Annotated in this window: 14 protein-coding genes, 1 tRNA gene and 2 riboswitches; of the genes, 13 read left to right on the top strand and 2 right to left on the bottom strand. The window is 62.4% G+C overall.

Annotation, left to right across the window (positions count from 1 at the left end; genetic code table 11):
• Positions 1 to 19: 19 nt before the first annotated feature.
• From HDG39_RS03150 to HDG39_RS03130, 5 genes are all read left to right on the top strand, one after another.
• Complete coding sequence (locus tag HDG39_RS03150) at positions 20 to 568, top strand: HAD domain-containing protein (protein WP_184003137.1); 549 nt, start codon at positions 20 to 22, stop codon at positions 566 to 568.
• An 834-nt stretch (positions 569 to 1,402) separates the two neighbouring features.
• Positions 1,403 to 2,224, top strand: a complete 822-nt coding sequence (locus tag HDG39_RS03145) for a hypothetical protein (RefSeq protein WP_184003135.1) — start codon at positions 1,403 to 1,405, stop codon at positions 2,222 to 2,224.
• A gap of 14 nt (positions 2,225 to 2,238) precedes the next feature.
• A complete protein-coding gene (locus tag HDG39_RS03140; protein ID WP_184003133.1) occupies positions 2,239 to 5,121 on the top strand; it encodes a TnsB C-terminal domain-containing protein in 2,883 nt (960 codons plus the stop codon).
• A 14-nt stretch (positions 5,122 to 5,135) separates the two neighbouring features.
• Entirely contained in the window at positions 5,136 to 6,236 is a 1,101-nt protein-coding gene (locus tag HDG39_RS03135) for an ATP-binding protein (protein ID WP_184003131.1), read from the top strand.
• Positions 6,227 to 7,651, top strand: coding sequence for a TniQ family protein (locus HDG39_RS03130; RefSeq protein WP_184003129.1), 1,425 nt, complete (start codon positions 6,227 to 6,229; stop codon positions 7,649 to 7,651). Before HDG39_RS03135 ends, HDG39_RS03130 begins: the two co-directional genes overlap by 10 nt.
• Before the next feature lie 92 nt (positions 7,652 to 7,743).
• Here HDG39_RS03130 and HDG39_RS03125 read toward each other — a convergent pair.
• Positions 7,744 to 7,819, bottom strand: a tRNA-Arg gene (locus HDG39_RS03125).
• A gap of 308 nt (positions 7,820 to 8,127) precedes the next feature.
• On the opposite strand from HDG39_RS03125, the gene HDG39_RS03120 reads away from it, so the two are divergent.
• The gene (locus HDG39_RS03120) at positions 8,128 to 9,018 is read left to right on the top strand and encodes a c-type cytochrome (RefSeq protein ID WP_184003127.1); all 891 of its coding nucleotides are present in this window, start codon (positions 8,128 to 8,130) and stop codon (positions 9,016 to 9,018) included.
• A 120-nt stretch (positions 9,019 to 9,138) separates the two neighbouring features.
• Here the strand turns inward: HDG39_RS03120 and HDG39_RS03115 are convergent, their stop codons facing one another.
• Positions 9,139 to 11,229 carry a UvrD-helicase domain-containing protein gene (locus HDG39_RS03115; protein ID WP_184003125.1) on the bottom strand — a complete coding sequence of 697 codons (2,091 nt, stop codon included), beginning with the start codon at positions 11,227 to 11,229 and terminating at the stop codon, positions 9,139 to 9,141.
• Between the two features lie 307 nt (positions 11,230 to 11,536).
• Here HDG39_RS03115 and HDG39_RS03110 point away from each other — a divergent pair, with 307 nt between their 5' ends.
• From HDG39_RS03110 to HDG39_RS03080, 7 genes are all read left to right on the top strand, one after another.
• A complete protein-coding gene (locus HDG39_RS03110; RefSeq protein ID WP_184003123.1) occupies positions 11,537 to 12,586 on the top strand; it encodes an oxidoreductase in 1,050 nt (349 codons plus the stop codon).
• Positions 12,587 to 12,804: 218 nt separating this feature from the next.
• Positions 12,805 to 13,155, top strand: a complete 351-nt coding sequence (locus HDG39_RS03105; protein WP_184003121.1) for a hypothetical protein — start codon at positions 12,805 to 12,807, stop codon at positions 13,153 to 13,155.
• Between the two features lie 220 nt (positions 13,156 to 13,375).
• Positions 13,376 to 13,477: riboswitch (glycine riboswitch) on the top strand.
• A gap of 21 nt (positions 13,478 to 13,498) precedes the next feature.
• A riboswitch (glycine riboswitch) is annotated at positions 13,499 to 13,659 on the top strand.
• 80 nt (positions 13,660 to 13,739) lie between these two features.
• Complete coding sequence (gene gcvT, locus HDG39_RS03100; protein WP_184003119.1) at positions 13,740 to 14,855, top strand: glycine cleavage system aminomethyltransferase GcvT; 1,116 nt, start codon at positions 13,740 to 13,742, stop codon at positions 14,853 to 14,855.
• A gap of 59 nt (positions 14,856 to 14,914) precedes the next feature.
• Positions 14,915 to 15,295: a glycine cleavage system protein GcvH gene (gcvH, locus tag HDG39_RS03095; protein WP_184003117.1), complete on the top strand. Its 381-nt coding sequence runs from the start codon at positions 14,915 to 14,917 to the stop codon at positions 15,293 to 15,295.
• Positions 15,296 to 15,363: 68 nt separating this feature from the next.
• Entirely contained in the window at positions 15,364 to 18,300 is a 2,937-nt protein-coding gene (gene gcvP / locus HDG39_RS03090) for an aminomethyl-transferring glycine dehydrogenase (RefSeq protein ID WP_184003115.1), read from the top strand.
• A gap of 139 nt (positions 18,301 to 18,439) precedes the next feature.
• Positions 18,440 to 19,570, top strand: coding sequence for an alginate lyase family protein (locus HDG39_RS03085; protein ID WP_184003113.1), 1,131 nt, complete (start codon positions 18,440 to 18,442; stop codon positions 19,568 to 19,570).
• Between the two features lie 29 nt (positions 19,571 to 19,599).
• Entirely contained in the window at positions 19,600 to 20,988 is a 1,389-nt protein-coding gene (locus HDG39_RS03080) for an L-serine ammonia-lyase (protein WP_184003111.1), read from the top strand.
• Positions 20,989 to 21,027 lie beyond the last annotated feature (39 nt).

Raw genomic sequence — 21,027 nt, 5'->3', positions numbered from 1 at the left:
GTGGCTCAAGGAACTAACCGTGAACATCTATCTCAACTTCGATGGTGTCCTACACCCAGACCCGGTCTTCTATGAGAACGGGTGCATACCGTCATTACTGACACCGGGCCACAGCGCTCTCGAATATGCGAAATTTCTGGCGAGCGCGCTGGACGACTACGACGACGTCGCCATAGTCCTCAACACGTGGTGGACCTTCTACCTCGGCCTCGATGCCTGCAAGGACCTCCTTCCGGCGACACTCGCTTCTCGGGTTATCGGCAGCACCATTCAACACATTGACAACTACGAGACCATGCCCTGCCGTCGCGAAGCAGCCGAATGTCACATTGCCCGAAGCAGCTTGCAAGCCAGGATGATTCTTGACCACAATCACGCACGCTATCGTCGTGACCTCCACCCCAATCTTTTACTCCTGGACCCCTCCGAAGGTCTCGGAAGTCGAGCCGCGCGAAGAAGTGTTGAGAGGCGATTGCGTCTCCTCAAATCGAGCGAAAGTTCTCGCCCAATAACTCAGGAATCCGAATCATTTTATGGCTCACATAACCGTCATGAAGCCGTCGCGTGACGTTGCGAAACGAGTCGATACTATGTTTGCATTTTGCTCAAAAAACCCTATACGAAAGCACTTTTCTTGTTTTGAGCTATACGTGTGAAAGATGAGCAGCGAGCTGGATTGGGTCGTGCTAATGTGTGCACAATTCACTTTGAATTCGCGAAAAATCGCTTCTCTTGCAACAGGCATCGACATACAATTTTATGTCATCCAGCAGAAGCCAAGGAGGGTCCTCGACGCGAAAATTGCCTAGCGAAAAATTGCCCGATGGGCGATGCGGACCGTCTTGCTTCTTTTCTGTCGTACAAAAAAGAAGAGGCCGCTAAGCCCAAGCGAACTTGAACCGCGGCCCCGGTGTACTCCCGAAAGAGTCCACGCCTAGCACTCGTGATGCTCTCACGGGGGTTACCGGGTGTCAAGGCTCCCTCACGTCTGCAACATACGTTGAATCGACAGCAAATGACCCATAACTTCGAGCATCTTTGCCCAAATCCGCCGAACTCCCACCAGCCGCAAGCACCAACGTCTTACCGGCACCCGTTTCGGCAGAGGCTGAAATCCCGCCCCAATTCTCCGCAACCGCCCCAGCGCTGTTCTCGCAGTCCCCTCCCCCCTCCGTTTGGCCCCTTCCGTAATCCTCCCTTACCACTCAACGCGCCTGGCAGACCCGGCTATCAGACCGTCTGGAGCCTGCAGACCGCGGCTAGTTAGCGCGCAGTAAGCCGCCCCGAATCCGACCGCCGACAGCGTTTGCCGGCGAGTGCCGACGCACGTCTATCGCCACCAGTTCACAGACTGGCGCGAGGGGCCCGGCCGCACCTTCACCTTTAACTTTTGAGGAAGTTCATGAAGATGCAAGTCAGCGAACCCAACTTCGAGAGTGAACTGTCAGCCCTCATCGCGGGGCTCGACAGCTTCCCAAAGTGCACAGCACCGCGCAGCAACAAGACTTCGCATGTCCCGCAAGCCGCAAGTGCCGAAAGGACACGAGTTGAGGAGGCAGCAGAGCGCGTTGATGCCGACGGCAGTATTGGCCACTGGCCTGAGCACTGCCCCGACAGCATTCGTCGGCTGTGCTCTCCTGCTCTGCGCAAACCCCGCGCAAGGTCGGTTGCGACGACGCGTTTCGGCTCCGCGCCCGAGGACTCTCACCGAAAGGCACCGGCGCAGTTGTCGGTCGTGCGCGACGGGACCGTTTACGAGCTGAATGTAGTTAGCGTTGACGTCACGAATCAACCCGGCTGGAAACAGGATGGTGACCTTGTTGCGACCTGGGCCAGTGTTTTTAAGCCTGGCAGCAAATTTCGACTCGTCTCATCGCAGCAGCAATTTCAGCAGATTCGCCGCCTTCTTTCCTCCATGCAGTGTGGGGAGGTGAAGGGCGCCATCAACGCGTGGCTTACGTCGTCGCTTGCGACACTGAAAATCAGTCGACACACCGCGATGCAGATAAAGCTTGTCACCGAGGTACCGGGCGACTGGCAACAACTGCGCGTGCATCTGCGCCCGTCTCGAGTTGAGGTGACTTCTGACCAGTTGTCGCATAGCGAACGCTTTACACGCAGTCAGGAAGCGGAAATCCGCAACACGCAAAGCTACCGCGACGCTCAAAGGAAGCTGCAACAACTCTGGTTTCCGACGCCTTCTTCATTCAATGAGCTTGTTTAGACCAGGAGCTAATCATGCCTCTCAATATCCCGACCACCATTCCCATCGACTCCGAATGGAAGCGAATGGAAAACCGTTGGGCTCTCGAAAGCCCTATCGGAACCGCACTACCGCCATATACGGACACTGAACTGCGGCAGGAGTTAGAACGATGGGGAACGCCTGTGGAGGGACAGGCGTACATCTGGGATGCCCGAGCGAATTCCCCCTCCCGAAAAGTGCAGTCCCGCGTCGGGAACGTAGTCTCGCGTTACAGCTCGCGAAAGATGCGAAGACGTTTGGCGACAGAGAGCCGGAAGCCAGAATATGGCGCGGTCGTACGCTACGACTTCGACGGCACGACTCGCGAATTCTACTGTCAGCCGCCTCAAGTTAGGTTGAGCGTCGAAACCGAGAGGAAGCTGAGCGACGGCAGTTTCACCGTCTATCAGGCCCCGACGCCATATACGCCGGACATTCTTCGTATAACCCCTTACGGGGTCTACATAGACGAGTGGAAGAACGAAAGAGACCTCGAAAAGCTTGCCGAAAAGTACCCGCGGCGATTCTTCAAAGACGATGACGGAACATGGCGATGTCCCGAGCGTGAAAAACACTTCGGCGAGATGGGGTTCACGTTTTGCCTGCGGTCGGCAAGTGAGAACGGTGCCGTCTTCGTGAGCAATCTCGAATTCCTCGACGACTTCCTGAGCGACAAGTGCGCGCCATTGACCGATAGCGCATGGCACACAATTGAGCGGATAACCAGCGCCTCCTGCCCCATGACGCTAGGCCTGCTTCTGACTCACGCGTATCCGGAGCAAACGCCGTGGAACGAAGCGCTCCTTGTCGAGACTCCGCCGAACGCGTTTCTTGTGGACGACGTGTACAAGGCGATTGCAGAACAGCGTCTGTTTGTCGACCTTGAATACGACGACCTCGGCGAACCCCAAGATGTCGTGTTGTGTAAGTCCCGCGCCCAACTCGACGCACTTCAGTTCAATCGACCCGTTCCGAAAGCCGTCAGCGAAAAGATTGCGTTTGATGTCGAAATAGGAACGGAGTTCGTGCTCAACGGCCCCCCCGAGGTATATGAGGTGTCGCTCGTGAGCATGAATTCCGTACATTATTTTGACCAGCAGTCGCGCAACGCCGGTCTCATGCCCGTGGCGGAGTTTGAGCGCGCGACGTTCCAACGCGAAATCATTCTGCTTTCCTCGCAGGCCTCGACCGACGAACGTCTGTCGCAGATTAATGGGCTGACCGACTATCAGATTACCGAGGGAAAGAATCGCTTCCTGATGGTTCGGGACCTTGAGGCTGGCAAGCAGGTGCGATGCAACCTCTCAACGAGGCAAATTCAGCGGATACGCAAGAAAGTGCGCGCGGCCGGCGAATCATTGCCTGCTCAACGACGAGCTGCCACGCCGGAACGTCGAAGGGGCGGCCGGTGCCAGGTGAGCCAGACTCAGATAGACCTGATACGCACGACGACAGAATGGGGTAACAATCCGACAAATCCTGGTGGACGCGCGTCATACCGGAAATACCGGGAGTTGAGCCTCGACGCCAAGGTGGACCTGGTCTCACGAAAGACATTTTATGAGCGAAGAAGAAAGTACATCGACAGGAAGGCGCGCCAAGGCGGGAGAGTTACGTACAACGAGGAACCGGCGACCTGGTATCTCCATCTCGAGGACAAGGTAAACGGCGGTCGCCCGTTTCACCGCGTTCACATCGACCACACGAAGCTTGACGTCTTCATCGCAATTCGAGGTAAAGGCGGAAGGATTTTCCGAAAGCGGCCATGGCTCACTCTAATCATGGACGCAGAGACCCGCGCGGTACTCGGTTTCTATCTGTCGATTCATGCGCCGAGCACGGTCAGTTGCATGATGGCGATTCGCGCTATGGTGAAGATGTTCCGGCGCACCCCGTCGGTCATCGTCGTCGACAATGGGAAGGAGTTTCACTCCGTCGCGTTCGACAAACTTTGCGACCTGTTGTACATCACGCTGCAATTCCGTCCGGCGCACCAGTCACGGTTCGGCGGCGTCATGGAGCGACTGTTCGGCACCACCAATACCGAACTCATCCACAACCTGGTCGGCAACACGAAGGCCCTCCGCAACGTCAGAACGGTGACGCGGTCTGTTGACCCTCTTCGGGCAGACCTACTGGGCTTCGCCGAGTTGCATGCGCTGCTGGATGAATATTTTTATCGGGATTACAACCTCCGAATTCATCCGGCGCACGACCACTCGCCTGTCGAATACATGGACCTACGGTTCGCGCTCACCGGGCGTCGTTTGGCGCGACTGACTCCATTCGATGACTACTTTTATATCCTGACATGCATTCCGCCGTCCAAAGGCTCAACCCGCATGCTGAACAAGAGCATGGGGGTAAGCATCTCGGGCGTGTGGTATTGGGCCGATGAGTTTGCCAGCAGAGATGTACGGCCACAAAAACTCGAGATTCTCATCGACATGTGGGATGTCAGCGTCGTGTACGCGCTCCTTGATGGGAGGTGGGTACGGTGTCAGTCGAAGTTGCTTATGAAGTACCGCAAGCTCACGTCCGTTGAATGGGCGTATGTCATATATGAGGTGCGGCTGCGGATGCGTGGTGAACCCGATGAGAACCTCGAGAAAGTGCTCTACGCGGTCATCAGCGACCACACCCTTCCTGACGCAGCGTCGCTTACCGCCGCAACTCGGCAGGTCTATGGCTCGGCCCAGCTCATCTGGGATGATTCGGCCGCTCAGCGCGACCCGAGCATCGAATTGCCCATTACTACACCAGCGGAAGCCGGACCGCCGGATGATGACAGCGTCATGCGCGTCCCCGTGCCGAAGCCCGTGCATGGGCACCTCAAGATGAACTACGACAGTCTTCCCACGTCTCGTCCCGTTTAATCCAGGAGCTGGCCATGAACTCAATCAGCTTTGAACAAGCGTTGCACGGAGGCGCCGACGACAAAGGCGCGTACCTGAAGGGCTTGCGCTTCATGCATCGGAATCTGAAGAACGTGATAGATGAGATTAAGCGTCTCATGCTTCCTTGTGCGGGCCTTTCACTCACAATCGTAGCCGGGCCATCTGGCGTAGGTAAATCCACGTTCGCTGCTTTACAGGCAGAGGCATTGCTCAAACTCTATGAGGTCGAGATTCGCGAAAATCCCGGCGTAATTCCGGTCGTCCTGAGCGAGGTCGACGCCGCGGATGGCAAGGAGTTCAACTGGCGGTTGTTCTATCATCACCTGTCCGAAGACCTTCAGTTGCTGAGCCCAGACTATCAGGGCGACGGGCCACTCACCGCCAACGCCTACAAGCTTCGGAATCTACGCGTGCGATTCGAAAAGGGGTTGGCCTGCCGGAGCGTACGCCATCTGATTTTGGACGAGGCCGTGCATTTCACCGACTCCAAAACCGAGCCGCTGCAATACGGGAACCTTCTCAAGAGTCTCGCAAATCGCAGCGGCATGAACGTGCTACTGGTGGGTGCCTACGGCTCAGAAAAGCTTATTCATGCCAGCGGCCAAATCGCGCGGCGCAACGGCGTGGTTCACTTTGAGAGGTACCGCGACAATCAGGACGACTTCGACGCGTTCACCCAGTTCATCAAAGAGTTTGAAAGGCATATCCCCCTGCCGTTCAAGGTTGACCTCAAGAAGTACATGATGCAACTCTTCTATGCACACCTCGGCATGCCGGGCTATGCGGCCGGCGCATTGATTGAGGCAGTTACCCACTGCGCCTACGACGGCAGTCACTCATGGAAAGATGAGTACGTCTGGAATGCGCTGCCGAGCAAAGCAGAGTATGAGACCGTCGCGGCCGAAACGTTGGCGGGCGAGGACAATATCCAGCCATATCTCTCGATGTCGGAGCACACGGCTTATCCGTCCGAGGCAGAAATCCGCGTCCGCATCGGTGCCAAGAAGGTTCGCGAGAAGGCGAAATCGCGCCGCGCGAGAATAGGCAGACAGCAAGTCAACCATCGCGGAAATCAGGGAGCGCTATGGCACTGACGTCTCCATTTCGGAACAGGTTGCCGGGCGGCTGGCCAGAGGACTCGCCGCCTCGGTCAATACTCTTTAGCCTTGCTCCCTATGGCTGCTCAGGCGAAGACCGCGAGAGCCTTGGTAGCTACCTTACTCGTCTGAGCCAGGCTCACGAGATGAAACGCGGGACACTCGCCAGCACGATTGTCGGCCCGGCAGCAGAGGAGCTTCTACACGTGAGCGGCGACAGGATGTGTAGGGATGTCGGCCGCGCGGCTTATGTCCTCAATCTCTCGGGCCCAACCGAACAAGTGAGTCACTGGGCTAAAACCCTGAACTACCTTACGCGTCGCAACAATCTGCAGCTCTGTACCTTGTTGCCGCTCAGAAACCTTGTCTCCGATTTTGTGCTGCTCGCGCAGAGCGAGCGTTTTTGCCCAGGGTGCCACGAAGACGACGCGGCGCTGGGCCGCGTCGCCTACGGCCGATTGCTATGGAGCATTGACGCGGCAAAAGCGTGCCCGTTGCATCGGCTACAACTTGTCAGCCGGCGTCAGGTGAAGAGGTCACGCGGCTATAGAAGCGAGACTGGAAGCTCCTCCCAGCGGTCGACGAAACAGCACACAATCGGAGACTTGCCCATCCATCGGCCTGCTTCGGACTTCGAAGTCGAGACCTCTCGTCTTATTGCAGAGCTTCTTGACGACGCTGTCTTTTTTTCTCACGCGGGCTATTCGGCCTCCGCTCAAACCGTCTTTCTGACCCATGCGATTAATCACCTGTTCGAACGCTCCCCGGCGCGTTTCGCCGCACATCTGGGTGTCAATAAATCCCAAACGCATGGATGGGTGAAAGGTAACGTGCAGATGAGCTTCACGCGCCTGGTGCAGACCGCGTTTTGCTGTGGCTGTGCTATCGCTGACATTCTGCTCGGAAACAAGGTGATGCTTTCGCTTCGTCCCATGCCGGATGGGCAACGCGGTCGTCTGACGAATTGCAGAGCGACCGGCGCTCGGCGGTCGATGGACTTCTTGCGCGCAGAACTTGACGGACTGATTCGCAGCGGTGGTGCAACGAATGCAAGTGAAGCTGCCGCCGCAATCGGGATTTCGCTGAAATTTCAGCGGACCAACTTCCCCGAGCAACACGAACTGTTGGTGAGACTCGGCCGGGAGCGGGCTGACTCTGTTCGCAGGGAGGCAACTGAGTCCTTCAACAAAATGTATTTGAAAGTGGCAAACGCGCTTCGCGCGGAAGGCGTCTATCCGTCAAGAAGGCGCGTGGTCGGGCGATTGCGAGGGAAAGTGATGCTCGGGAGATTTCAGCGCGTACAGAACGCTCACCACAGAGCGTTGGCTGCAACAGGTGTGAGTAACTCGGAGGCGACAGGGAGAAGAATGACGACTCGTCCAAGTTTGGGACTGGAAGACCGAGGAGTCTAAATTTGGACTTTGTGTGGTAGCCACGGGTGTCGTTTACGACATCTGTGGCGAAAATTCACAAGGTTTCATCGACCTGGCATCACTTCGAATTTTGGCGCGCCCGGCTGGGATCGAACCAGCAACCCCTGCCTTCGGAGGGCAGTACTCTATCCATTGAGCTACGGGCGCTTCACCACAAAACTGCGGGGAATCTACGCGACAGCGCGCCAACCGGAACGGACGCGACGCCAACGCGAGAGACCGCAAGGATACCCGGTTTCGGCCGAACCGTCCACAGGACGGCCTCCGACGCCCATCCCAGCGTCTTCCCCGACCCCTGCCATCGTCCATGCCGATCCGGGTAAACGCCTGCTGAACACCGTCCTGGGCACCTCGCCGCCGCCGAAAGCTTGCGTCTATAATCGTCCGTGGCTGATAAAGAACAAGAAGTTGCCGTCGCGCTGTACCGCTCACACACCCATGGAGACGAGACAAGCATGAGCGAAGCACCACACGGAGCCCCGATCAAAACCCCAGCACAGCTCATCGCCGCGGTCGTCGCCGGGTTCGCTGTGCCGATCGTCATCATCGTTCTGCTCGCCGTCTACGTCGATAATTCGACGCGCACCGGCGCCGGCACCGACTCTCTCTCCGAAGCCGAAGTCACCTCCCGCATCCATCCGATCGCCCAAGTCGAGATCCGCGACGCCAACGCACCGCGCGTCTACAAGAGCGGCGAGGAAGTCTACAAGGCGGTCTGCTCGGCGTGTCACGCGTCGGGTGCCGCAGGCGCGCCGAAATTCACCAACACCGCCGACTGGGCGCCGCGCATCGCGCAAGGCGTCGACACTCTGTGGCACACCGCGCTGTCCGGCAAGGGCGCCATGCCGCCGCGCGGCGGCACGAGCCCCGACGACTACAGTGACTTCGAGATCGCGCGCGCGGTCGTCTATATGGCGAACAATTCGGGCGCGAGCTTCCCCGAGCCGGCGCAGCCGGCGGCGGGCGCGGCCGCGGCATCCGGTGCGGCAGCGGCAGCAGGTGCATCGGACGCGGGCGCGGCCCAAGCCGCCGCGGCGATGGCCGCAATGGCCAGCGTGCCGCAGACTTCCGCCCCGGCAGCAGCTGGCGCGCAAAGCGCGGACGCCTCGCAGGCCGGCAAGGCGCTGTATCAGTCGGTATGCCAGGCCTGTCACGCGGCCGGCGTGCTGAACGCGCCGAAGTTCGGCGACAAGGAAGCATGGGCGCCGCGCCTGAAGGACCCGATGGACACCGTCTACAACTACGCGCTGCACGGCAAGGGCGCGATGCCGCCGAAGGGCGGCTCGAACGCATCGGATGCGGACGTGAAGGCCGCGGTCGACTATATGGTCAGCGCGGTGAAGTAAAGCACGCGGCATCGGTCGTCGCTGAAATGAAAAATCCCTGCATGCGCTAACGCGATGCAGGGATTTTTTATGTGCAATCGCAAGCAACCGCAACTGGCGGGCACTTGCAGTCCCGCCCGCTCACGACTTCTGCAACAACGCCTTCAGGCTCGCGAGCCGGTCCTTCGGCGACATCGGCGCTTCTTCCGGTGTCGGCGGCGGCGCATCGTCGAGCAGCATTTCGTTGATGAAGCGCGACGCCTCGCAGACGATCGTCTCCCGCGCCCGCTTGCGCTTCTTGCACCAGTTCAGATGCAGGCTGCGCTGCGCGCGCGTGATCGCGACGTACATCAGCCGGCGTTCCTCCTCGATGCGCGCGTCGTCGATCGGCTCGTCGTCCGCGCCGCCGCGATGCGGCATGATGCCTTCCTCGACGCCGACCAGGAACACGTGCGGATACTCGAGCCCCTTCGACGCATGCACGGTCGACAGCCGTACCGCATCCGGATCTTCCTCACGGCCTTCGAGCATCGACATCAGCGCGACCGTCTGGATCAGCCCGAGCAGGTTCTTGCCGGTGTCGCCGAAGCCGTCGGCGGTGTCGTAGCCGGTCGCTTCGCCGCCACTGCCGTGCTCCGGCTCTTCCTTCGTGCCCTTGCGCTTGAGCCACTCGATGAACTCCAGCACGTTCTGCCACTTCGCCTGCGCCTGGCGTTCGTCGAACGCGTCGTACAGATACGCTTCGTAGTGGATCGCCTCCATCAGCTCATTGAGCAGCGTGCCCGCCGCGTCCTTCTCCGCGCGGTCGGTCAGGCGCTGCATGAAGTCGCAGAACGCGCGCATCGGCTCGATCTGACGCGGCGACAGACGCGCCTCGATGCCGCCCATGTAGACCGCCTCGAACAGCGACACCTTCGCCTGACCCGCGAACGCGCCGAGCGCCTCCAGCGTCGTATTGCCGATGCCGCGACGCGGTGTCGTGATCGCGCGGATGAACGCGGGATCGTCGTTCGCATTGGCGATCAGACGCAGGTACGCGCAGATGTCCTTGATCTCGGCCTTATCGAAGAACGACTGGCCGCCCGACAGCACGTACGGAATCCGTTCGCGGCGCAGCACCTGTTCGAAGATGCGCGCCTGGAAGTTGCCGCGATAGAGGATCGCGTAGTCGCGGAAATTCGCGCGCCGCTCGAACTTGTGCGCGGACAGCCGAAACACGACGGACTCCGCCTCGTGCTCCTCGTCGTTGCAGCCCGTCACCGTGATCGTGTCGCCCATGCCGTGCTCGGACCACAGCTTCTTCTCGAACAGCTTCGGGTTGTTCGCGATCACGTTGTTCGCGGCGGTCAGGATGCGCACCGTCGAGCGGTAATTCTGCTCGAGCTTGATCAGGTGCAGGTTCGGAAAATCCTTGCCGAGCTGGCCGAGGTTTTCGAGGGTCGCACCGCGCCAGCCATAGATTGCCTGGTCGTCGTCGCCAACCGCCGTGAACGCCGCGCGCTTGCCGGCCAGGAGCTTCACCAGTTCGTACTGGCACGCATTGGTGTCCTGATACTCGTCGATCAGCAGGTAGCGCAGCTTGTTCTGCCAGCGGTCGCGCACCTGCTCGTTGCCCGCGAACAGTTCGGCGGGCAGGCGGATCAGATCGTCGAAATCGACCGCCTGGTACGCATGCAGCGTCGCCACGTAGTTGCGATAGACGATCGCCGCCTGATGCTCGTCCTCGGTCGAGGCGGTCGCGATCGCCTGCTCGGGCATGATCAGGCCATTCTTCCATAGCGAGATGATCGACTGGATCTTGCGAATGAAGCCCTTGTCCGTCGAGCCGACCTGTTCCTGGATCATGCCGAAGCAGTCGTCGGAATCCATGATCGAGAACTGCGGCTTCAGGCCGACATGCTCCGCCTCCTGACGCAAAATCTGCACGCCGAGCGAGTGGAACGTACACACCGTCAGCTGGTTCACGGGCACCTTGCGGCCTTCCTTGCCGGGTGCGGTCAGCGTCTTGCCTTCGAGCAGCTTGCCGACGCGCTCGCGCATCTCCGCCGCGGCCTTGTTCGTGAACGTGACGGCGGCGATGTGGCGTGGCTCGAAGCCCTTCGCTTCGATCAGGTGCGCGATTTTCTGCGTGATCACGCGCGTCTTGCCGCTGCCGGCGCCGGCGAGCACGAGACAGGGACCGTCGAGATAACGGACCGCTTCACTTTGAGCGGGGTTCAGGCCTGCGGACATCGTTTGTGGATGGGTAATACGGTTGAAGGCCGCTGAGGTCGGACCGGCGGGTGGCGCCGGCCGAAGGCCCGGGACATGCTGCGCGGCGCAATGCGCGCGAGAGGTGCGATGTTAACATGGACACTGCGATGGCCACCGCGATGGACGCCCTCGTTGGATGCCTCGATGGATCGGACGCCCCGACGGGCTGCGCGCAAGGCCGGGCGTCATGCTCCGCCCCCGTCCAGCCCACAAATGCCACAATGATGAGATTGCGCGCCGCCGCCGCGGTGGCAAGGCGGCGCGCCGTTCCTCCAGGAAGACTCGCATGTCCGCATCGCTGAAAATTGGATTGATGGGCTACGGCTTCGCCGGCGCGACGTTTCACGCACCGGTGATCGAACACTGCGGACGCGCGAGCGTCGCCGCGATTGCGACCGGGCAATCCGAGCGCGCGCACGCTGACTATCCGCACGCGAAAATCGTCGCCGATCTCGACGCGCTGCTCGCGCTCGACGACATCGACTGCGTCGTGATCGCGACGCCCAACGACACCCACTTCGACCTCGCGCGCCGCACGCTCGAAGCCGGCAAGCACGTGGTCGTCGACAAGCCGGTCACACTGAGCGCCGCCGACGCCCACACGCTTGCCAACATCGCGCTGGCGCGCGGCAAGCTGTTCGCACCGTTTCACAACCGACGCTGGGACGGCGATTTTCTGACCGTCCGCGATCTGCTCGCGCGCGTGGAACTGGGTCGCGTCACGCAGTACGAATCGCATTTCGACCGCTTCCGGCCGGGCGTGCGTCAGCGCTGGCGCGAAGACGTGACGCGCGGCGGCGGTCTGCTGTTCGATCTCGGTCCGCATCTGATCGACCAGGCGCTCACCCTCTTCGGCTCGCCGCGGACCGTATCGGCGACGGTGCGCACCCATCGCGACGACGCCAGTGCACCCGACTACGTACACATCCAGCTCGGCTACGACGAGTTCGAGGTCGTGCTGCACGCAAGCGCGCTGACCGCGTTGCCGGGACCGCGCTTTGCTGTTCACGGCACGCGCGGCAGCTACGTGAAGTACGGCCTCGACACCCAGGAAGATCAGCTGAAAGCGGGCCTGCGCCCCGGCGACGCAGGCTTCGGCGCCGGCAACAGCCCCGGCGTGCTGCGCGTGCTCGAAGGCGACGAGGAAGTCGAGTGCGAATTGCCGACCCGCAACGGCGAGTACGCAGGCTTCTATATTGCGTTGGCCGACGCGATCCAGAACCGCGTCGCATTTCCGATCAGCACGCGCGACGCGGTCGACGTGATGACGATCATCGAACTGGCCGCGCGCAGTTCCGAGCAGGGCGTGCGACTGCCGTTCGAGCGCATTCGCTGAACCCCGCCCCGCTGCGCGTCGACACCGCGCCACCACGATCTGTGTACCCAAAACGGGACCGCCTTTAGCGCCGCGAAGGCGGTCGGCGCGGGCTTTCCTGACGTTCCGGAAAGGAACATAACGTTACAAATTCGCCCGCTGCCAAGTCAGCGGGCGTTCTTCGTCAGCCGTTGCTAATGAGGTAGCAACCCAACACGACAACGACTCCGGGAGAATCCATGTCTCGAATCATCCGTGCCCTTGTTGCATGCGCGCTGCTCGGCTCCGTCGCCGCCTGCGTGGTAACGCCCCCGCCGGCGCCGCATCCGGGCCCGACTCCGCAGCAGATCGCGGACCAGCGTCTGCATCAGGTCGACGGCCGCATCGACAATCTCGCGCACCGTATCGATAACCGCGTGAATCAGGGCTATTACCCGCCGCCGCAAGGCGCCGCGCTGCATCACCGTCTCGAGACGATTCGCCAGGAAGCGCATGACATGGCCGCACAGCATGGCGGCGGTCTGTCCGCGGAAGAACAGCGCGTGCTGAATCAGGAATTGGATAGTGCAGCTCATGCGATCGGCGAGTGAGTCAGCGAGCAAGTGGGCAAACCGAGTCGGCAAACGAGCCGCCTGGTGAGCCTCCACTACCGCTCATCGTGCGGTCACGGATGGCACCGGCAGAAGCAACTGAAAAGCGCGGGCACCACGATCCGCGCTTTTCTTTTTTGACGCCCCCGACCAGCCACAGCCGGCCCCACACCGCTCCCGGGCCTTTATTTGACAAGCCCCGGCCCGTCGCGTACATTCGCCGCACGCGTCGGGAGAGCGCGCTGGCAGGCGAAAAATCGCAGGCCGCGCCGCCGAAGGGGCACACCCGCAAACTCTCAGGCAAAAGGACCGACCGCGTCGAAAAACCCGTCTTCCGGCGGCTTTTTCGCACTCTGGAGAGCGGCAGTAGCCATCCGCGTCGCACGTCGTGCACCGCAGGCAGGCTGCCCACCGAAGGGGCGCGCGTTTCACCGTGACGGATCGAGCTCATTGAGCCAGTCGCGGCGGCGCAATCTCTCAGGTATCGAGGACAGAGGGGTCATGCAGAAGCACGCTCGCAGGCACACGGCCGCGAGGCAGTGCGCCGCATGACCTTTTTTGTTTCGCGAGATGCCCGAGGCCCCATGACCGAACTCAAACACACCCCGCTCCACGCCGCTCACCGCGCGCTCAATGCTCGCATGGTCGACTTCGGCGGCTGGGACATGCCCGTCAACTACGGCTCGCAGATCGAGGAACATCGCGCGGTGCGCACCGACGCCGGCATGTTCGACGTGTCCCACATGTGCGTGGTCGACTTCACCGGCGAGCGCGTCCGCGCGTTCTTCGAATACGCGCTCGCGAACAACGTCGCGAAGCTGCAAACGCCGGGCCGCGCGCTCTACTCCTGCATGCTGAATCCGAACGGCGGCGTGATCGACGATCTGATCGTCTATTACTTCGCCGAAGACCACTTCCGCGTGGTCGTCAACGCCGGCACCGCCGACAAAGACATCGCCTGGTTCGGCCAGCTCAACGCAGGCGGCTTCGGTCTCACCATCACGCCGCGCCGCGATCTGGCGATCGTCGCCGTGCAAGGCCCGAACGCACGCGAAAAGGCCTGGCAAACCGTGCCGGCCGCGCGCGCCGCGACTGAAGCGCTGAAGCCGTTCAACGCGGCGCGCGTCGACGGCACGCCGTTCGGCGAGTTGACCGTCGCGCGCACCGGCTATACCGGTGAAGACGGCTTCGAGATCATCGTGCCGGCTACCCACGTCGAAGCGCTGTGGAATGCGCTCGCGGCCCACGGCGTGCGCCCGGCCGGTCTCGGCGCGCGCGATACGCTGCGCCTCGAAGCCGGCATGAACCTGTACGGCCAGGACATGGACGACAATGTCTCGCCGCTCGACGCCGGCCTCGCATGGACCGTCGACCTGGCCTCGCCGCGCGAGTTCGTCGGCAAGAGCAGCCTCGAAGCCGACGGCTCGCGCGCCGCGTTCGTCGGCCTGATCCTGCTGAAGGAAAACGGCAAGGCCGCGGGCGTGCTGCGCGCGCATCAGAAAGTCGCCACGCCGCACGGCGACGGCGAAATCACCAGCGGCACATTCTCGCCGACCATGCAGGAATCGATCGCCTTCGCGCGCGTACCGAAAGGCGTGCAGCCGGGCGACACCGTGCACGTCCAGATTCGCGACAAAGCCTGTCCCGCAAGCGTGGTAAAACTGCCGTTCGTGCGCAACGGCAAGGTGCTGGCGGTCTAAGCGGCCGGCGCACGCCCCTACATTCAAACACTACCGAACGTACCGTTCAGGAGCATCCAATGAGCATCCCGGCCGAACTGAAATACACCGAATCGCACGAATGGGTCCGCACCGAAGCGGACGGCACGCTGACGGTCGGCATCACCGACCATGCGCAGGAAGCGCTCGGCGACATCGTCTTCTTCGAAGTCCAGGAACTCGGCAAGTCCGTGACCGCGGGCGACACAGTCGCCGTGATCGAATCGGTGAAGGCCGCCTCGGATATCTACGCGCCGGTCTCGGGCGAAGTCATCGAGGCGAACACGACCGTCGCGGACTCGCCCGAAACCGTCAACAGCACGCCGTACGACAGCTGGCTGTTCAAGATCAAGCCGGCCGCCGATGCGTCGCTCGACCGTCTGCTCGACGCCGAGGCGTACGCGAAGTCGATCGGCGCCTGAGTCACCTTTTGTTTTAACCGTCAGGCGCGGCGCTCGCACAACGGCGCGCCGCGCCGCCAGGAACACCCATGAAGCTCGAACACCCGGATCGTCTGATGAACCGCACTCCTCTCTCGCTCGCCGCGCTCGAAGTGCACGACGCCTTCGCCGAACGTCATATCGGCCCGGATACGGCCGACCAGCAAGCGATGCTCGAAGCACTCGGCTTCGCGTCGCGCGCGGCATTGATCGACGCCGTCATCCCGAAGACGATCCGCCGCACCGAAACGCTGCCGCTCGGCCCGTTCGCGCAACCGAAGAGCGAAGCCGAAGCGCTCGCCGCCTTGCGCGAGCTCGCGGACAAGAACCAGGTGTTCCGCTCCTACATCGGCCAGGGCTATTACAACGCCCATACGCCGACGGTGATCCTGCGCAACGTGCTCGAAAATCCGGCGTGGTACACCGCGTACACGCCGTACCAGCCTGAAATTTCCCAAGGCCGTCTGGAAGCGCTCCTGAACTTCCAGCAGATGGTCACCGACCTGACCGGCCTCGCGATCTCGAACGCATCGCTGCTCGACGAAGCGAGCGCCGCCGCCGAAGCGATGACGCTGCTGCAACGCGTCGGCAAGCCGAAGTCGAACGTGTTCTTCGTTGCCGACGACGTGCTGCCGCAGACCATCGAAGTCGTGAAGACGCGCGCGACGCCGGTCGGCATCGAAGTGAAAGTCGGCACGGCCGCTGAAGCCGCCGACGCCAACGCATTCGGCGTGCTGCTGCAATACCCGGGCGTGAACGGCGACGTGCGCGACTACCGCGCGCTGACCGAAGCGATCCACGCGGCGGGCGGCCATGTCGTCGTCGCCGCCGACCTGCTCGCGCTGACGCTGCTTACGCCGCCGGGCGAATGGGGCGCGGACGTCGCGGTCGGCAATACGCAGCGTTTCGGCGTGCCGGTCGGCTTCGGCGGCCCGCATGCCGCGTACCTCGCGGTGCGCGACGAATTCAAGCGGCAAATGCCGGGACGTCTGGTCGGCGTAACCGTCGACGCGCAAGGCAACCCCGCGCTGCGTCTCGCGCTGCAAACGCGCGAGCAGCACATCCGCCGCGAGAAGGCGACCTCGAACGTGTGCACCGCGCAGGCGCTGCTCGCGATCATGGCGAGCATGTACGCGGTCTATCACGGCCCGCGTGGCCTGAAGACGATCGCACTGCGCGTCAATCGCATCGCCACGCTGCTCGCCGAAGGCGCGAAGCAGCTTGGCTATAAGCTCGTCAACGAAACTTTCTTCGACACGCTCACGTTCGACACCGGCGCCCGCACGCAAGCGCTGCACGACGCGGCTACGGCCAGGCGCATCAACCTGCGCCACGTGAGCGCGACGCAAGTCGGCCTGTCGATCGACGAAACCACCACGCGCCACGATCTGGCCGACCTGCTCGCGGTGTTCGCTCAAGCGGCCTTCACGAGCGACGTGCCGCAAGTCGACGCGCTCGACGTCGCGCTCAACGCATCGAACTCTGCGTCGGTGCCGGCCGCGCTCGAACGCACGAGCGCGTACCTGACGCATCACGTGTTCAACCGTCATCATTCGGAAACGGAAATGCTGCGCTATCTGCGCAGTCTGTCGGACAAGGACCTCGCGCTCGATCGCTCGATGATCCCGCTCGGCTCCTGCACGATGAAGCTGAATGCGACGTCGGAAATGCTGCCGGTCACGTGGCCCGAGTTCGGCCAGATCCATCCGTTCGCACCGACCGAACAGACCGTCGGCTACCGCGAGATGATCGACCAGCTCGAAGAAATGCTGGTCGCCGCGACCGGCTATGCGGCCGTGTCGCTGCAGCCGAACGCGGGCTCGCAGGGCGAGTACGCGGGTCTTTTGATCATCCACGCCTATCACGCGTCGCGCGGCGAAGCGCATCGCGATGTCTGCCTGATTCCCGCCTCGGCGCACGGCACGAACCCGGCGTCGGCGCAAATGGCCGGCATGCAGGTCGTGGTCGTCGCATGCGACGCGCAGGGCAACGTCGATATCGAAGACCTGAAGAAGAAGGCCGCGCAGCACGCCGATAAGCTCGCGGCGATCATGATCACGTACCCGTCGACGCACGGCGTGTTCGAACAGAACGTCCGCGAAATCTGCGAGATCGTGCATGCGCACGGCGGCCAGGTGTACGTGGACGGCGCGAACATGAACGCGATGGTCGGCCTGTGCGCGCCGGGTCAGTTCGGCGGCGACGTCTCGCACCTGAACCTGCACAAGACCTTCTGCATTCCGCACGGCGGCGGCGGACCGGGCGTCGGTCCGGTCGCGGTCGGCGCGCATCTCGCGCAGTTCCTGCCGAACCAGACCTCGTCGGGCTACCAGCGCGCGGACGATGGCATCGGCGCGGTGTCGGCCGCGCCGTACGGCTCGGCGTCGATCTTGCCGATCTCGTGGATGTACATCGCGATGATGGGCGCGAAGAACCTGACCGCCGCGACCGAAACCGCGATCCTCAACGCGAACTACGTCGCCAACAAGCTCGCGCCGCACTATCCGGTGTTGTACTCGGGCCCGGGCGGCCTCGTCGCACACGAGTGCATTCTCGATCTGCGTCCGATCAAGGACACGAGCGGCATCACCGTCGACGACGTCGCGAAGCGCCTCGCCGACTATGGCTTCCACGCGCCGACGATGAGCTTCCCGGTACCGGGCACGCTGATGGTCGAACCGACCGAGTCGGAGTCGAAGGAAGAGCTCGACCGCTTCATCGAGGCGATGATCGCGATCCGCGAGGAAATCCGCGCGGTCGAGGAAGGCCGCGCCGACCGCGAGGACAATCCGCTGAAGCACGCGCCGCACACGGCGGCGGTCGTGATTTCTGACGACTGGAAGCATGCGTATGCGCGCGAGACCGCCGCCTACCCGCTGAAGACGCTGATCGCGAATAAGTACTGGCCGCCGGTCGGTCGCGCGGACAACGTGTACGGCGATCGCAACCTGTTCTGCTCGTGCGTGCCGATCGCCGATTACGAGTAAGCAGCGCGAGTCGGCGAGACGTCATGCGCGGCGCCGTGAAGGTCCGTCGGCGTTTGCGAGCGGTCCACCCGCGGTCCTGTCGTTGAAAGCCGCAACCGGCTAACATCACACACCGAATCAGCCTAACGAGGAGTTTCGCATGGCGCGAAAGGTGCGATTGATGCAAAGCCGGGCCGAGGCGGCAGGCGTCCGTCCGTGGCGGCCCGCTTACGCGGTACTGTTGGCCCTAGCGGCCGCGTTGCTGCCGCTGCGCGCGGCGCAGGCCGCGATGAATTTCTGCGCGGCGCCGGCGCTGCAAACGAGCGAGCGCACCAATGCCGATCCCGGCGTCAAGGCGCTCGTCGCCAACGTGCAGGCACATCTGAACGAGCAGCCGCATGCGCTCGCCAAATTGCACACCGAGGGCACGCTGCCGCACGAGGGCATCTACGATCAGAGCGTCGAGGCGGAGAAGGATCTCGACCTGCTGCGCGACGCCGCGCTCGCGTGGCGCGCGACCAGCGACGACCGCTTCCTGAAGCTCGTCGACCGTCTGCTGTACGCGTGGGTCACGACCTATCAGCCGAGCTTCAATCCGATCGACGAAACGCGTTTCGAAGGTCTGATCCTCGCGTACGACATGACCGCGAGCGCGTTGCCCGTCAAAACGCGCAACGCGGCGATGGCGTTTCTGACGAAGCTCGCGAACGGCTACATCGCGCAGATCGACGCGCAGCCGCGGCCGCTCACGGGCACGTTCCGCAACAATTGGCAAAGCCACCGCATCAAGCTGATCGCGATGGCGGCATTCACGCTCGACAACCGCAAAATGATCAACGCCGCGCAGCGGCTGTTCGTCGAGCATATCGGCGACAACATCGCCCCGGACGGCTCGACGATCGACTTCGGCGAGCGCGATGCGCTGCACTACGTGACCTACGATCTGCAACCGCTGGTGACGGCCGCGCTCGCGGCGCGCCGCCACAACCGCAACTGGCTGCAAGAAAAGGGCGCGAACGGCGCGACGCTGCTCGCCGCGCTGAATTGGCTCGTGCCGTTTGCTACCGGCGGCCGGACGCATGAGGAATTCGTGCATTCGAACGCCGCGTTCGATACAAAACGTCGCGAGGCCGGCTTGCCCGGCTATTCGGGTCAGTGGGATCCGAAGAACGCGACGGAACTGTTTCACCTGGCGGCCCGTCTCGACGGACGCTTTACGCCAGTCGCCCTGCAGCTCGCACCCACGCCACCCGCGTGGCTCGCCGTGTGCTTGCCGCTGCCGGCGCGCTAAACTCTTTATCTATAGGCAGGGAGCAGTACATGGCAGTCAGCGTCTTCGATCTCTTCAAAATCGGCATTGGTCCGTCGAGCTCGCACACGGTCGGGCCGATGCGCGCGGCGCTGATGTTCGTCCAGGGACTCGAGCGCGACGGGCTGCTCGCTTCCACCGCATCCGTGAAAGCGGAGCTGTACGGCTCGCTCGGCGCGACCGGCAAGGGACACGGCACCGATCGCGGCGTCATGCTGGGCCTGATGGGCGACGCGCCCGACACCGTCGATCCCGAGACGATCGCACAACGGCTCGAAGCAGTGCGCACGTCGCGCCAACTCGCGCTGCTCGGCACGCACGAGGTGCCCTTCGTGCAGAAAGAGCACATCGCGTTTTATCGTCAGGCGCTGCCCGAGCACCCGAACGGCCTGAAGCTGTTCGCCTTCGACGCGCAAGGGGCAACGCTGCGCGAGTCGACCTATCTGTCGGTCGGCGGCGGCTTCGTCGTGACGGCCGGCGCGCCGAACACGAAGGTATTGAGCGCCGTCGATCAGCTTCCGCATTCGTTCCGTACCGGCAACGAATTGCTCGCGCTGTGTGCGGCGAGCGGCAAGAGCATCGCGCAGCTGATGTGGGAAAACGAGCGCGTCTGGCACAGCGAGGAAGAGACGCGCGCGGGTCTGCTGAAGATCTGGGACGTGATGCAATCATGCGTCGCGCGCGGATGCGGCATCAACAATCCCGATGCCGATGGTCACTTGCCCGGACCTTTCCAGGTGAAGCGGCGCGCGCCGCAGCTCTATCGCGCGTTGACGGGCAACCCTGAGCGCGCGTTGCAGGATCCGCTGTCCATGGTCGACTGGATCAACCTGTACGCGATCGCCGTCAACGAAGAGAACGCGGCCGGCGGGCGCGTCGTCACCGCGCCGACCAATGGCGCGGCCGGCATCATTCCGGCGGTGCTGCATTACTACACGCGCTTCATGCCGGACGCGAACGAGCAGGGCGTGATCGACTTCCTGATGACGGCCGCCGCGATCGGCATCCTGTACAAGCTAAATGCGTCGATCTCCGGTGCGGAGGTGGGCTGTCAGGGCGAAGTCGGCGTCGCATGCTCGATGGCCGCGGGCGCGCTGGCCGCCGTGATGGGCGGCACGCCGAAGCAGGTCGAGAACGCCGCGGAAATCGGCATGGAGCACAACCTCGGGCTCACCTGCGATCCGGTCGGCGGCATGGTGCAGATTCCGTGCATCGAGCGCAACGCGATGGCATCGGTGAAGGCGGTCAATGCCGCGCGCATGGCGTTGCGCGGCGACGGCAGCCACTACGTGTCGCTCGATTCGGTGATCAAGACGATGCGCGAAACCGGCGCGGACATGAAGACCAAGTACAAGGAAACGTCGCGCGGCGGACTCGCGGTAAATATCGTCGAGTGTTGAGTCGTTGAACGCGGCATTCAATTGCGTGCGATCGCATCG

Origin of the sequence: Paraburkholderia lebeckiae, from assembly GCF_014201005.1 — a bacterium.
GTDB lineage: Bacteria > Pseudomonadota > Gammaproteobacteria > Burkholderiales > Burkholderiaceae > Paraburkholderia > Paraburkholderia tuberum.
This window is presented reverse-complemented; position numbering and strand designations above follow the sequence as displayed.